The sequence below is a fragment of the Frankia sp. KB5 genome (assembly GCF_002099325.1).
Lineage (GTDB): Bacteria > Actinomycetota > Actinomycetes > Frankiales > Frankiaceae > Frankia > Frankia casuarinae.
The window spans coordinates 1-14246 of record NZ_MRUJ01000165.1; the positions used below are offsets into that span (position 1 = coordinate 1).

The 14246-nt window shown below is 70.1% G+C and carries 13 protein-coding genes; 5 read left to right on the plus strand and 8 right to left on the minus strand.

Going from position 1 to position 14246, the window contains the following annotated elements; genetic code table 11:
• The coding region (locus KBI5_RS16200; RefSeq protein ID WP_157902527.1) for a transposase at positions 1-390 on the plus strand (390 nt) is incomplete at its 5' end.
• A gap of 327 nt (positions 391-717) precedes the next feature.
• Here KBI5_RS16200 and sthA read toward each other — a convergent pair.
• From sthA to KBI5_RS16215, 3 genes are all read right to left on the minus strand, one after another.
• Positions 718-2130: a Si-specific NAD(P)(+) transhydrogenase gene (sthA, locus tag KBI5_RS16205; protein ID WP_011438257.1), complete on the minus strand. Its 1413-nt coding sequence runs from the start codon at positions 2128-2130 to the stop codon at positions 718-720.
• Between the two features lie 556 nt (positions 2131-2686).
• Positions 2687-4078: a class II fumarate hydratase gene (locus tag KBI5_RS16210; RefSeq protein ID WP_011438256.1), complete on the minus strand. Its 1392-nt coding sequence runs from the start codon at positions 4076-4078 to the stop codon at positions 2687-2689.
• Between the two features lie 278 nt (positions 4079-4356).
• Complete coding sequence (locus KBI5_RS16215; RefSeq protein ID WP_035729888.1) at positions 4357-5316, minus strand: 4-hydroxy-3-methylbut-2-enyl diphosphate reductase; 960 nt, start codon at positions 5314-5316, stop codon at positions 4357-4359.
• A 154-nt stretch (positions 5317-5470) separates the two neighbouring features.
• Between KBI5_RS16215 and xseA the strand changes: the two genes are divergently transcribed.
• Positions 5471-6685, plus strand: coding sequence for an exodeoxyribonuclease VII large subunit (gene xseA / locus KBI5_RS16220; RefSeq protein WP_085015709.1), 1215 nt, complete (start codon positions 5471-5473; stop codon positions 6683-6685).
• Between the two features lie 55 nt (positions 6686-6740).
• Here xseA and KBI5_RS16225 read toward each other — a convergent pair whose 3' ends face one another.
• Entirely contained in the window at positions 6741-7004 is a 264-nt protein-coding gene (locus KBI5_RS16225) for an exodeoxyribonuclease VII small subunit (protein WP_049761136.1), read from the minus strand.
• A 440-nt stretch (positions 7005-7444) separates the two neighbouring features.
• Between KBI5_RS16225 and KBI5_RS16230 the strand changes: the two genes are divergently transcribed.
• Positions 7445-7651, plus strand: coding sequence for a hypothetical protein (locus KBI5_RS16230; RefSeq protein WP_085015710.1), 207 nt, complete (start codon positions 7445-7447; stop codon positions 7649-7651).
• 56 nt (positions 7652-7707) lie between these two features.
• Here KBI5_RS16230 and KBI5_RS16235 read toward each other — a convergent pair whose 3' ends face one another.
• Complete coding sequence (locus KBI5_RS16235) at positions 7708-8283, minus strand: DUF4245 domain-containing protein (RefSeq protein ID WP_198537735.1); 576 nt, start codon at positions 8281-8283, stop codon at positions 7708-7710.
• Positions 8284-8720: 437 nt separating this feature from the next.
• Here KBI5_RS16235 and glpX point away from each other — a divergent pair, with 437 nt between their 5' ends.
• On the plus strand, positions 8721-9725 hold the full coding sequence (glpX, locus tag KBI5_RS16240; protein ID WP_198537737.1) for a class II fructose-bisphosphatase: 1005 nt from the start codon (positions 8721-8723) through the stop codon (positions 9723-9725).
• Positions 9726-9904: 179 nt separating this feature from the next.
• On the plus strand, positions 9905-10750 hold the full coding sequence (locus KBI5_RS16245) for a sterol desaturase family protein (RefSeq protein ID WP_085015712.1): 846 nt from the start codon (positions 9905-9907) through the stop codon (positions 10748-10750).
• Here the strand turns inward: KBI5_RS16245 and KBI5_RS16250 are convergent.
• The 3 genes from KBI5_RS16250 to rmuC all read right to left on the minus strand — a co-directional run bounded on the left by KBI5_RS16250 (position 10654) and on the right by rmuC (position 14038).
• On the minus strand, positions 10654-11499 hold the full coding sequence (locus KBI5_RS16250) for a polysaccharide deacetylase family protein (protein ID WP_085015713.1): 846 nt from the start codon (positions 11497-11499) through the stop codon (positions 10654-10656). The genes KBI5_RS16245 and KBI5_RS16250 overlap by 97 nt on opposite strands.
• A 371-nt stretch (positions 11500-11870) precedes the next feature.
• A complete protein-coding gene (locus tag KBI5_RS16255; RefSeq protein WP_198537738.1) occupies positions 11871-12494 on the minus strand; it encodes a DUF6542 domain-containing protein in 624 nt (207 codons plus the stop codon).
• Positions 12495-12556: 62 nt separating this feature from the next.
• Positions 12557-14038 (minus strand): DNA recombination protein RmuC, encoded by a 1482-nt coding sequence (rmuC, locus tag KBI5_RS16260; protein ID WP_085015714.1) that lies wholly within the window; start codon positions 14036-14038, stop codon positions 12557-12559.
• Positions 14039-14246: the final 208 nt, after the last annotated feature.

Genomic DNA, 14246 nt, shown 5'->3' on the forward strand with positions numbered 1-14246 from the left:
CGCTGCCCCGGCCAGCACGAGTCCGCCGGCAGGTCCAAGGGCGGCAGGACCCGCAAGGGCTCGAAGTGGCTGCGGCTCAACCTCCACGAGGCCGCCCGCGCCGCCTCCCGGACCCGGGGCACCTACCTGTCCGCCCAGTACAAGCGGGTCAAAGCGAACCGGGGCGCGTCCAAGGCCCGGGTCGCCGTCGAGCACTCGATCCTCGTCGCCGCCTGGCACATGCTCAGCCGCGGCGAGCCCTACCACGACCTCGGCGCCGACTACTTCACCCACCGACGGGACCCCGAACGCCACGCCCAGAGGCTCGCCGCCCAGATGAACTCCCTCGGCTACGACGTGGCCTTCACCAAACGGCCAGACCCACCCGCCGAGCCCCCGAAGGCCGCCTGACGACGACTTGAACAGACTGTCACCACACCCGGGCCACGGCCCGCGGTGCGGGCCAGCTCGCCCAGCAACACCCCGCACCGCCCGGCAGCCGGTCGCCCAGTGTGGTCACGGCCGGCGGCCGCCTGGCCCAGCGCGGTCACCGCCTGGACCTGGCCATCCCAGCGTGGTCCCCGACGCCTTGGCACGTCGCGATCACCGTCGCCTCATTTTCCCTCTAGCCGGCCCGATCCGGTGATAGCGGCTTACCTTTCGTCAGCTCATGACGTCGTGGGGCGAGGAGCCCGGTTCGCGGCCGCCTCCGGCCCGATGCGCCGTCTGGTGCTCCGGTCAGCCGCTGAAGCGGGCAACCGCGCGCATCTTGTTCATTGCGTCCAGGGCCGCGACCTTGTAGGACTCGGCGAGCGTCGGATAGTTGAAGACGCTGTCGACAAGGTAGTCGATGGTGCCACCGCAGCCCATCACGGTCTGTCCGATGTGGACGAGTTCGGTGGCTCCCGTACCGAAGACGTGCACCCCGAGAAGGCGCCGGTCGTCCGGGCTGACCAGTAGCTTCAGCATCCCGTACGAGTCACCGAGGATGGCTCCGCGGGCCAGCTCCCGGTACCGGGCGATGCCCACCTCGAACGGGATGGCCTGCTCGGTCAGTTCGTCCTCGGTGCTGCCAACATAGGAGATCTCCGGGATCGTGTAGATCCCGATCGGCATCAGCTCGGCCCGCATGGCGTTGACGTCCTCGCCGCAGGCGGCGTACGCCGCAAGGCGTCCCTGTTCCATCGACGTCGCCGCGAGAGCGGGGAATCCGATCACGTCGCCGACCGCGTAGATGTGATCGACCTCTGTGCGGAAGTCCGAGCCGACCTTGATCCGGCCGCGGTTGTCCGCGGAGAGGCCGGCCGCCGGAAGATTGAGGATGTCGGTGAGCCCCTGCCGCCCGGCCGAATACATCACCGTGTCCGCCGGGAGCTTCTTCCCGCTCTCGAGCAGGGTGAGGGTACCGCCGTTGTGGCGTTCCACGGAGACGACCGACTCGCGGAAACGGAAGGTCACCGCAAGATCGCGGAGCTGATACTTCAACGCCTCGACGATTTCGAGGTCGCAGAAGTCGAGCATCCGGTCACGGCGCTCGACGACGGTCACCTTCGTGCCGAGCGCGGCGAACATCGAGGCGTATTCGATACCGATCACACCGGCGCCGACGACGACCATCGACCGGGGCAGTTTCTCCAGGGCCAGGATCTGGTCGCTGTCGACGACGGTCCGTCCGTCGAAGTCGACCGTGTCCGGCCGCGCCGGGCGGGTTCCCGTGGCGATGATGATTCTTTCCGCCTGGATCCGGCGGTCCTCGGTGTCCTCGCCGCCCGCCCGCACGTTCACGGTGTGCGGATCGACGAAGCTGGCCAGGCCCGTCAGCAGGGTGACGTGGTTACGGCTGAGCTGGTTGCGAATCACGTCGATCTCGCGGCTGATGACATGTCTGGTCCGCGCCGAGAGGTCACCGACGGTGATGTCATCCTTTACCCGGTAGCTCGACCCATACAGCTCACGCTGTGACATGCCGGTCAGATAAAGGACCGCTTCTCGCAGCGTCTTGGACGGGATCGTGCCAGTGTTGATGCTGACACCACCGATCATTTCCCGCTTGTCGACGATCGCGACCCGTCGRCCGAGCTTGGCCGCTGCGATCGCGGCCTTCTGCCCGCCCGGCCCGGATCCGATGACGAGGACGTCGTAGTCGAACATCGTCACATCCCCCGCAATCTATCGGTCTCCGGTGAACCCGAGGCTATCCGGCCGGACGGGTCGGATCGGCATGTTGGCCGTGCTTGTTACGTCCATTTCTTCTGGGAAATTTCTCGGGAGTCGCTTTACCTGCGGGTTATCACTTGAGGTAGGTGTCGCGAACCCRTCCGTGATGGCCGAGGCGTGCCGCCACGTCCGCCATATGTGCCGGTGTGGTTCCGGCTGAGAGCTTTTCGAGTCCAGCTGGTGGGAACCCGTCGAGGAGTCGCGACGCCAGGCCGCCGGGCCCCGCCGCCGGGCCCCGCCGCCGGGCCGTCGTGCCGGGCCGTCGTGCCGGCAGGTGAAATTGGGGCACCCGCCACCCGTAACCAACCCGCCGGCCGACCCGTTAGACCTCTAGCGGGGGTCGTGGAGGCTGTCTGGGGGGTCTTCCACGGCCCCCGCCGCGCCGTCGGGCGCCGCTGTCGGGTTGCGCCGTCGGGACGGAACACCTCCGTGGGTCRCGGAGGTGCCCGGGAGACGCGACGGTCGGGAGCGGCCGCCCGACGAGCTTCGGCTACGGGTGGGTCATCGACAGCACGTCGAGCGCGGCGTCGAGCTGTGCCTCGGTGAGTTGGCCCGCCGCAACGTAACCGCGCTCGAGAACGACCTCGCGAATGGTCTTCTCCTCGGCGAGCGAGATCTTGGCGACCTTCGCGGCCTCCTCGTAGCCGATGTACTTGTTCAGCGGCGTCACGATGGAGGGGGAGGACTCGGCGTAGCGGCGGCAGCGTTCGACGTCGGCGACGATGCCGTCGATGCAACGGTCGGCGAACAGTCGGCTGATCGTCGACAGGATGTGGATCGACTCCAGCAGGTTACGTGCGATCACCGGCAGCATGACATTGAGCTCGAAGTTCCCGGCTGATCCGCCGAACGCGACCGCCGCGTCGTTGCCGACGACCTGGGCGACGACCTGACAGACCGCCTCGGGAAGGACCGGATTGACCTTGCCGGGCATGATCGAGGATCCGGGCTGGAGGTCGGGCAGCCGGATCTCACCGAGCCCGGCTCGCGGGCCGGACGAGGCCCAGCGCAGGTCGTTGGCGATCTTGTAGAGTGAGAGGGCGATCACCCGCAGCACGCCGGACGCCTCGACGAGGCCGTCCCGGGAGGCCTGCGCCTCGAAGTGGTTGCGTGCCTCGGTCAGGGGAAGACCGGTGCTGGCGGACAGTTCCTCAATCACCGCGGCGGAGAAGCCGGGCGGGGTGTTGATGCCGGTCCCGACGGCTGTCCCACCGAGCGGCAGCTCTCCGATCCGGGGCAGTGCCACCTGCAGGCGCTCGACGCCGAGCCGGACCGCGGCGGCGTACCCGCCGAACTCCTGGCCGAGCGTCACGGGGGTCGCGTCCATCAGATGGGTCCGGCCGGACTTCACGACGTCGGCGAACTCGGTCTCCTTGCGACCGAGCGCGGTGGCAAGGTGCTCCAGGGCCGGGATCAGGTCGCCGACGATGCCCTGGGTGGCGGCGATGTGGATCGATGAGGGAAAGACGTCGTTCGAGGACTGCGAGGCGTTGACGTGGTCGTTCGGGTGAACCGGGCGGCCGAGGCGCTCGGAGGCGAGCGAGGCCAGCACCTCGTTGGTGTTCATGTTGGACGAGGTGCCGCTGCCGGTCTGGAAGACGTCCAAGGGGAACTGGTCGTCCCAGTCACCACGGGCCACCTCCGTGGCCGCGTCGACGATCGCCTCGGCGATGTCCGCGTCGAGCACGTCCAGCTTGGCGTTCACCGTCGCGGCAGCGGCCTTGATCCGGGCGAGCGCCGCGATGTGCGCGCGGGAGATCCGCTGGCCGGAGACGGGAAAGTTCTCCACCGCCCGCTGTGTCTGGGCCCGCCACCGGGCCGTGACCGGTACCCGGACGTCACCCATGCTGTCGTGCTCGATGCGGTATTCCTGCTCGCTCATGCGCCCGTTCTCCCGATGCTCGTCGCCCGTGCCCTGTACCGCACGTGCCCTGTATCGCACGTGCCCTGTACCGCATACTGGGGCCGCGTCCCGGCGAGATGCCGCCTGGACGCGGCCCCAGGGCCGACCTTAGGACATGTCGGGACCCCTGCTATAGGGGGCCGTTCGGGGTCTCCGTCACCTTGCCTTCGGCGAGGTTCCTGAGGGGAACGTCGGGGCTTCAGCGCAATGCGGGGAAGGGTGGCTCCGACGAGTCTGGTGTGAGGGGCGGTCCGGGCTCAGCCGGCGGCGCGCTCGCGGGTACGCATCTCCCGGCGAAGCTCCGGCGGCAACGCGAAGAGAAGGTGCTCGTCCGCGGACGTGACCTCCTCCACATCGGTGAAGCCCCGCTCGGCGAGCCAGGCCATCACGCCGGTGACGAGTTCCTCCGGCACCGATGCGCCACTGGTGACCCCGACGGTCTCGACACCATCGAACCAGCTCAGGTCCACCTCGGTGGAGTCGTCCACGAGGTAGGCGGCCGGGGCGCCGGCGTCGAGCGCGACCTCGACCAACCGGACCGAGTTCGAGGAGTTCCGCGAGCCGACGACGATGACCAGGTCGACCGCGCCGGCGATCTCCTTGACGGCGACCTGGCGGTTCTGCGTGGCGTAGCAGATGTCGTCGCTCGGTGGACCCTGCAGATGCGGGAAGCGCTCGCGCAGCGCGTCAACCGTCGTCATCGTCTCGTCGACGGACAGTGTGGTCTGGGAGAGGAAAGCCACCCGCTCCGGATCGCGGACCTTCACCCCGGCGGCGTCCTCGGGCCCGTCCACGAGGTGGATGCGGTCCGGAGCCTGCCCGGTGGTGCCGACGACCTCCTCGTGGCCCTCGTGGCCGATGAGGAGGATGTCGTAGTCCTCACGGGCGAACCGCCTGGCTTCAGAATGCACCTTGGTGACCAGTGGGCACGTGGCGTCGATTGTGCGGAGCTCGCGCACCGCCGCCTCTTCGTGCACCGTTGGTGCCACTCCGTGGGCTGAAAACACGACGGTGGCGCCGTGCGGCACCTCGTCGGTTTCGTCCACGAAGATCGCGCCCTTGGCCTCCAGCGTCTTCACGACATGAAGGTTGTGAACGATTTGTTTGCGTACGTAGACCGGTGAACCGTACAGCTCTAGTGCTTTCTCCACGGTCACGACGGCTCGATCGACACCAGCGCAGTAGCCGCGCGGTTTGGCAAGAAGGACCCGGCCCATGGGTGGGAGTCTACGCGGYGGCGGGCGGCYGGGAAGTCGGCTAGGCGATGCATCACCCGATGGCGACATCGTCCGGTCCGGCCGTGGCGAGGGCCGCCGACCGTTGTGGGGCGTGGTTGTGGGGCGTGGTTGTGGGCGAGGTTACGGTGCCCGGGTGGCACTGACATCGTCCCCGGAACAGCCGCTGCCGGTCCGCAGCGTGTCGCGCGCGCTGGGAGACTGGATCAACCGGCTGGGGCGGGTGTGGGTCGAGGGGCAGGTGACCGGGATCGTCCGCCGTCCCGGGATGGGAACGGTCTTCCTCACCCTGCGGGACCCGGTCGCCGACGTGTCCCTGCGGGTCACCTGCCCGCGCGCGGTGTGCGACGCGGTGGGGCTGGCGCTCGTCGACGGGGCCCGCGTCGTGGTGTGGGGCAAGCCGTCGTTCCACCCCGGCCGAGGCACGCTGGCCCTTGCGGTTGTTGAGATTCGCCCGCTCGGCGCCGGTGCGCTGCTGGCCCGGCTCGAACAGCTCAAGGCCACGCTGGCGGCCGAGGGGCTGTTCGCCGCGTCCCGTAAGCGGCGTCCTCCGTTCCTCCCGGCGGCCGTCGGTTTGATCACCGGGCGGGCCAGCGCGGCGGAGCGGGACGTGGTCGAGAACGCGCGCCATCGCTGGCCGGCGGTGCGCATCGTGTTACGGGAGGTGGCCGTCCAGGGGCCTCTCGCGGTCGCCCAGGTCATCGACGCGCTGCGGGAACTCGACGCGCGCGCCGAGGTGGAAGTGATCGTCATCGCTCGTGGCGGCGGGTCGCTGGAGGATCTGCTGCCCTTCTCCGACGAGGCGCTGATGCGGGCTGTCGTGGCCGCGTGTACCCCGGTGGTGTCGGCAATCGGACACGAGCAGGACACCCCTTTGCTCGATTTCGTCGCCGACGTCCGCGCCTCCACGCCGACGGACGCGGCGAAGAGGGTGGTGCCGGACGTCGGTGAGCAGGCGATCGCGGTCGCCCAGCTGCGGGCCCGGGCCCGGCGGGTCGTCGAGTACCGACTCGACCGGGAGGAACGTTGGCTGGCGGACACCCGGGGACGCCCCGTGCTCGCAACGCCCACGCGCGACGTGGACCGCAGAGCGGACGACGTGTCGGCGCTCCTCGCCCGTTCGCGCCGCTGCGTCCGCCACGTGATAAATGTGACCGGGAACGATCTGGCCGCCACCCGCGCCCGGATGCGCGCGCTGTCGCCGGCGGCGACCCTCGACCGCGGGTACGCCGTGGTGCAGCGCACCGTGGATGGTGCGGTTGTACGCGGACCTGCCGAGGTTGCGGCCGGGGACGGGCTCGCCATCCGGGTGGCGGGCGGAACGCTGCGCGCGACGGTCGTGGACGGCTGAGCAGGCCCGGCGGCCCGGTCGGCTGGAGGGGCCGCTCGCTCAGGAGATCAGGAGATCAGGAGAGTGGAGTCGCCGCGGCCAGTCGAGCGCGGGCGCCGTCGAGCAGCGCCTGACAGGTCTTGGCGAGCCCCTCGCCCCGTTCCCAGAGGATCAGTGACTCCTCCAAACTCACCCCGCCGGCCTCCAGCCGGCGGACGACCTCCTCGAGTTCGGCCCGCGCGACCTCGTAGGTGACCGGTGGGGCCGGGACGCCCGGCGGGAGGACATCGGCGGAGCCCGATGTGTGACCGGTAGGGCCGTCGTTGAATGCTTCGGGCATGGCCACCTCCGTGCCRCCTCCACAACCCTCTATCTTCCACAATCCTCTATAACGATGTCCGCTCAATCCGTGACCGCGCGGTTTCGGGCCGGTCCCGACCYGGCATCCACCGTTGGGCGACCCGGCGGCCAGGAGGCACCGGCGTGGCGATTTCCCCTCTGCCTGACCAACATGATATCCAACAAGGAACAATCATGGCTGAACCCGGCCGGTCCGGTGGAGATCCATAGTACAAGGTCACTGCATGGCGTTTCAGGCCGGTCGCGGTCCGAGACGGACCAGACCGGCCTGGCACACCGGCCGTTACCCGTAGGACATCCAGTCCGGAGGTAGCAATGCCCGCGCTACGCCCGACGCCTCGTCGCAGACCTCTCGGYGACCTCGCCCGAGAGCACGCTCCGCCTTCGGTTGCCGCCGTGGGCGCCGTGCCGAGGGGTGGGATGATCGGGACGCGGGTCGGCGGCGCCCACCTCGGATGGCGGATGCCGGCGACGGGCCCGCTGCTACGTCGGGCGGCCGGGCTGGTCATCGGCATGGCGATTCTCATCCCCGCCGCCACCGCTCTGGAGGGTGGGGGCCAGCCACCGGCCRCAACGGCCGTCGCGCCCGCACGGCCTCCCGTCATCGCGGCCGCCGTCCAGCGCTGACCGGGTTCGCGCTGACCGGGCGGCTTGCATCGACCGGGCCCGTACCGGCGGCCCGATCAGTTCGTGGCGGCGGGAACGACCGGTCGCAGTGACGCGGCGAGGGTGACCAGATCGGCCTGATTCGCCCCGCCTTTGCCGCCTCCGTCATCCACGATCACGGTGACGTCGCCGTCGGTTCGGGTGAGCGCGAGATGCCCATCGCCGTCCCGGCGCTGCTGCCAGGCGACGCCTTCCACATCGACCGTGCCGTTGGCCGGTCGGTTCCCCAGGATCCGCTGGACCGCGGTGGGAGCGTTGCTCTCGACGAAGCGGGCGAACGTCCGATGGTCGGGCCGATCGACGACGTAGCCGATCGTCGCCTCGGCGGGACCACCATCGGCACCACCGGTGGGCAGCGTCAGGCGGATGGAGGTCGGCTTCCAGGAGGAGGGCAGGCCAGCCGGCCCGAGCGGGGAGTAGGGCGCCTGGCGGGCGAACGCCGCCATCGGCTCACTCGTCGCGACGACCTTGACCGCGGGCTCGTCGCCTCCGCGGGGCATGACGAAGACGACGAAGAGCAGGACACCCGCCATGACCACGGCGAGAGAGAGCGCCATGTCTCTGATCGTTTCCTGACCGCGTCGTCGTGCCACGTCCCCATCTTCCAGGTCCGAACCCCCGAATGGGCACCCGGACCACGTCTGGGCGGCTCGCGGGGGTGGTGGTGTGTTCAGACTCTCGCCCGGCTGGAGGGCCTTATCGGGGAGTGCGGGGCGAGAAACCGGCCAGATCGGGGCCTGCCGGGCAGCCGTCACGCCCCCTCCGCGTGACGGCTGCCCGATGCTCCGTTGGACGCGCGCACCGGGTTGAAGGTTGCGTGCCTCTTCGGCGGATTCGAGATGTCGTGTCGACGACAGGCCGGATTTGCCGGACGGCCGCGGGCGCACCTTCGCGGCGGGATAGGGTCATGGAGGTATATTCGGCGTCACTCCGGGCCTATCTCGGGCGCCGACGGGGCTCCCGAACTAGGCTCGGGGCCGTGTCTTCCACTGCTGAATCCTCCGCCTCCAGGCCTTCCGACGCCTCGTCCGTGCCCGACACGCTGGCCGTGCAAGGGCAGGCTCCGGATCGCAACCTCGCRCTCGAACTCGTCCGGGTAACCGAGGCAGCCGCGCTCGCCGCGGCGCGCTGGGTCGGCCGTGGCGACAAGAACGGCGCGGACGGGGCCGCCGTCGACGCGATGCGTCGACTGGTCGGCACCGTCTCGATGCGCGGGGTCGTCGTGATCGGCGAGGGGGAGAAGGACGAGGCCCCCATGCTGTTCAACGGCGAGGTGGTCGGTTCGGGCGAGGGCCCCGAATGCGACGTCGCCGTGGATCCCGTGGACGGTACGACGCTGACCTCCAAGGGGATGAATAATGCCATCTCGGTCATGGCGGTCAGCGAGCGTGGCTCGATGTACGACGCGAGCGCGTGTTTCTACATGGAGAAGCTGGTCACCGGCCCGGAGGCGGCCGGGGTGGTGGATATCGCGRCCTCGGTGGAGGACAACATCCGCGCCGTGGCGAAGGCCAAGGAGATCCTCCCGCGGGACGTCACCGTGGTGGTCTTGGACCGGCCCCGGCACAGCCAACTGGTCGAGCAGATCAGGGCGGCCGGCGCCCGGGTTAAGCTGATCTCCGACGGCGACGTCGCCGGAGCGGTGATGGCTGCCTCGGYGGACACCGGCGTGGACCTGCTGCTGGGGATCGGCGRCACTCCCGAGGGGATCATCACGGCCTGCGCCGTGACCTGCCTGGGTGGAGTGATCCAGGGCCGGCTGTGGCCGCGGGACGACGCGGAGTATCGCAAGGTTGCCGACCTCGGGGGCGACCCGGCCCGGGTACTGTCCACCCGGGACCTCGTCGAYAGTGACAACGTCTTCTTCGTGGCGACCGGCATCACGGACGGCGAACTGCTCGCCGGGGTGCGGTACCGGCCGGGCGGGGCGAACACGTCCTCGCTGGTGATGCGGTCACGCTCGGGCACCATCCGCCGGGTGGACAGCCAGCATCAGCTCACCAAGCTGCAGGCGTACTCCACCGTTCCGTTCTGAGCCGCCGCTGTCCCGTTCTGAGCCGCCGCTGTCCCGTTCTGAGCCGCCGCTGTCCCGTTCTGAGCCGCCGCTGTCCCGGTCGCAGCTTCGATCCAAGTCGCCGGTCCGGTCGGAGTTCCGTATAGTTTCCATGCTGTTCCTGGTCCGTTCCGACTCCGATCTGGTCGGGAGGTGGTCGCATGGTGCGCTACCCGCGACCGTCCGTCCCCGCGAGGGTGTTCGCGCGCCTCGACCCCCCGGGACCGCACGGCAGCGCCGCGGAGGTCCGGACGCTGGCGGGTGCGGCACGCAGGTTCCTGCGCCATCCACGGCCCCCCGTTCTGCTTGGTTGCGTGGGGACGCTTGCCGTCCTGCGGGTGGTCCGAGGCCCGTGGCGGATCCGGGACACCGGCGTCGCGGTGGCCGCCGTGGCGGCGCAGCCCTTCGTCGAGTGGAGTGTGCACCGGATACTGCTCCACGCCCGGCCGGGCGGTCGGCTGGGATCGATCGGTTACCAGCTTGCCGGATACGGGCACGAGCAGCATCATCGCGATCCGACCAACCTCGACACGATGTTCCTGCGCCCCCGCGAGGTGATCAGCGGAACCGTCGCCGTCGCGGCGCCTGCGTTGCTCGGGCCGCCATGGGCGGCGACCGGCGCGCTCTGCCTCGGGATGGGTGCGCTCGTCTACGACTGGACGCATTTCCTCATCCATACCCGGGTCCCCCCGCGCACGGCCTACTACCGGCGGCTGTGGCGAGGGCATCGTCTGCACCACTACCGCAACGAGCGGTACTGGCTCGGGGTGACCAGTCCGCTCGGTGATCTGGCCCTGCGCACCGATCCGCCGCGGGACGCCGTGGCACTCTCGCCGACCGCCCGCGGGCGGGGTACCACCGCAGCCAGCCGTCCTGCCGCCACCCCGTCTGCTCAGTTTGTTCGGACTGCTCAGTGCTCCGGCAGGGCCGGTGATGGCCAGCTGAGGTCGGGGGATGCGAGGCCGCCCGGGTCCCCGGTGCCGGTCACCGGGCCAGGACCGGGCTGACCGAGCCTGGGGGTGAAAAGACCGGGCGGGCGGGCCGCGCGCCGAAGCCGATGGGTGTGGGTCCGTGGCACCGTGGGAGGCGGCGCGGGCCGCCCGACGCCTTCCAACCACGCGCGAAGCCGGCTGTCGGGCGTGTTCGCCTCGACGGTCAACCGGGCGAGGGCGAAGCGGTCGTCGGCGGGATGCGAGAGGACGTCGCGTACCGCGCAGGCCGAACTGTAGCCGGCCGAGATCACAAGCTGGCGTACGGACAGGTCGTATCCGCCGAGGGGGTAGGCGAACGTGCGAGGTTCGTCCCCGGTCGCCACGGCCAGCCGGCGACGCGACAGCGTCAGTTCGGCGATCACGTCGGTCCGCGCCAGTTCGTCCAGCCGCCGTCCGGTGTGACCGGACCCGCCGATTTCTATCCCGAGACCCCGTATTCGATGAAGGTCGGTCCGGTTGAAATAGCCCGGATCATCGACCCGCGAACTGGTCACGAATACCGTCGCCGTCAGACCCGTCTCGGCCAGTCGGCGGAGAGCCTTCAAGGTTTCCACGCCGCCGTCGTCGAAGGTGATGATGACCGGGTTGGCCGGCGCGGTGGCCGCGCGCAGGGATGCGGCATATTTCGACACGGTGAGCGCCTGCCGGCCGGAGGCGGCGATGAGGGCGCAGTGCCGCATGAAGGTCGTGAAGGGGATTAGCCGACGTCGCGGGCCGCGTGGCGGCTGCGTGTCGAGAGACCGGTAGCGCAACATCGGGATCATCGGCGTTCGTCCCGCTGAGCAGGGACTGGCGGTCACCGGGGCCCGACCGGCTCACCAGCGGACGGGGCGTGCTCGCCGGAGAAAGCGTGAGACGTGCACGACAAGCGGGCCTCCCTACGTCCGCCGCCTCCGGGGATGCGGCACCCGATATGCCAGTGGAAGTGCACCTGAACGGTGGGTGCGTGATGCGGCATGGAATCTAGCACGAGCTGTGGCAATAGGTGCCGTCGCGTTGCCGGTGTTTGTCGTCGGCCGTTCCATCTACATGCCTTTTATTGTTTTTATTGATGGCATGGATTTGCTTGTGGGGTGGTTGTGGCGGTACGGCCGACCTGGCGTGGGGAAGCGGCGTGGGGAAGCGGCGGTCCGGGCTACAGCGGCCGGCGTCGGCGCTCGGCGGCCGACTGCGCGAGGGAACGTTGCCGCTCGCGGCGCGCCACTTGGGCGCGGCGACCCCGGAAGAGCGCGATGACGACTACCAGGATGAAGGCCGTCAGCAGGATCGGAGCGTGAAGGATCATCTCCGAGCCGACATCGATGGCCTTGTTGCGCAGGCCGGAGCCGCCGTTCCCGGCCGCGGGGTTCAGGTAGCCGACGCCGAGGGTGATGAGCGCGTAGGCGAGCGGCGGCATGATCACCACGCCGATGAGGTCATCCGCATGCACGCGGACCGCGGCGAGGACGCACGAGCCGATGAACAGCACGCCGAAGGCGAACTTCAGGGAACCGAAGATCGCGGAGTCCGCGATGGCACCGAGCCCACCGATGACGAGGACGAGGATGCCGGTGCCGAGCGCGGTGAGGCCCCGGCGGCTGCCCGTGAACAGCGTGGGCGGCGGCCCACTCGCCCGACCGCGCGAGCTGCGAGCGTACAGATCATCATGCCCGCGAGCGCGTGCGGATCTGCCCGGCGGTCCGGCCGACTGCCGGTGAGGCGGCACACTCACGAAGGCAAGGTACCGCCCGCAGATTTCCAATGCGTCAGGGCGATGCACCAGACATGCGCATCGGCTCTCGCATTTGAGCTTTCGGTGTCGATCTCACTGCTTTCCGTTGCTTAATCCTCCTTATGCTGGCCGTTCGCGTCCCATCTGGCCGGATCTGCGCCGTCAGGGGTCTGGTACCCGACATCGATTCCGGGGTCCTCCATGGCGCCACCCCGCCCGGTCGTCGCGCCCTCCCCGGTGCTCCTCAGGAGCTCGGCGGCGGACAGCGGCCGCACGCCGGTCTCTACCGGAACCGGACTGGGGAGCCCCGCCTCGACGACTTCCATGGCCGCGAGCCGGCGGGCGGGGGTCAGCACCCGGCTTTCCAACGAGCCGACGGTGGCGTTGAAGTCCCCCACCGCCCGGCCGAGCGAGCGACCGAGGCGATCGACGTGTTCGCCCAGGGTGCCGAGGCGGGTGTAGAGGTCGCGACCCAGCTCGAAGATCTCCTTCGTCCGTGCGGTCAGCGCATCCTGAGTCCAAGCGTGGGCGATGGTCCGCAGCATAGCGATCAGCGTGGTTGGGGTGGCGATGATGACCTTCTTGCCTGCGGCGTGTTCGAGCAGGCCGGGATCGTGATCGAGGGCAGGGGCCAGGAACGCCTCGGCGGGGACGAAGAGCACCACGAACTCCGGGGATGACGGCAGYCGCCGCCAGTAGGACTTGGCGCCGAGGCCGTCGACATGCGCACGCAGATGGCGGGCATGGGCGGCCATCCGGCGCGCGCRATGGTCCTCGTCCGTCGTGTCGGCGGCCTCCAGGAACGCGCTGAGCGGAACCTTCGCGTCGACGACCACGTTGCGGCCACCGGCAAGGTGGACGACCATGTCGGGCCGTTGCGGGCCGTCGTCGCCCTGGATCGTCATCTGCTCGGTGAAGTCGCAGCGGTTGAGCATGCCGGCCACCTCCGCCACCCGGCGCAGCTGCATCTCGCCCCAGGCACCGCGGGCCTGGGGCCGGCGCAGCACGGTCACGAGCGCGGCGGTCTGCGACCGGAGGTTCTCCGACGCCTCGCGGGCGAACCGCACCTGCTCGACGAGTGCCGCGTAGGCCTCGGTGCGCGCGGTCTCCAGCTCCCGCAGCCGGTCCTCCATCCGCCCGAGAGCCTCCCGCAGCGGCGTCACCATGCTCTCGACCGCCGAACGACGGGCGTCGAGGTCGCCGCGGGCGCGGGCGCCGGCCTCGTCCAGCCGGGCGGAGGCCAGCTCTACCAGCTGACGGCTCGCGCCCTCCAGAGCCTGCGCGGACAGCGCTCGGAAGCTCTCGGCAAGCCGGTCCTGGCTCTGCTCGACCAGCGCCACCCGCTCGGCCGCCGCTCGCTGCTCGTACTCCAGCGCGGTGCGCAGGCTGGACACGTCCGACTCGGCCAGCACCGCACGCTCGGCAGCGGCGGCGGCGGCCTCCCGGGCCTGGTCGCGCTCCCGCACGGCGGTGGCGTGCGCAGCCGTGAGCGCGGCAACCCGCGGCTCGGCGAAGCGGCGCGCGGCGGCGAATCCGCCCATGGCGCCGAGAGCCAACCCGATCAGGGCCAGCAGCGCGCTGGTCGTGTCCACGGGAGAGAGGCAATCACGGCCCTCCGACAGTTTCGCGCGGTTTCGCGGTGAGACGGTCCCCGGCCGGGCAGCTTCCCGGCCGGGCCCTTCCCGGCGAGCGGCCGTGGGGCCCGTAGCCGTGGGGCCCGCAGCCGTGGGGCCCGCAGCCGTGAGGCCCGCGGCCGTGAGGCCCGCGGCCGTGGGGCCCGTAGCCGTGAGGTCCGTAGAC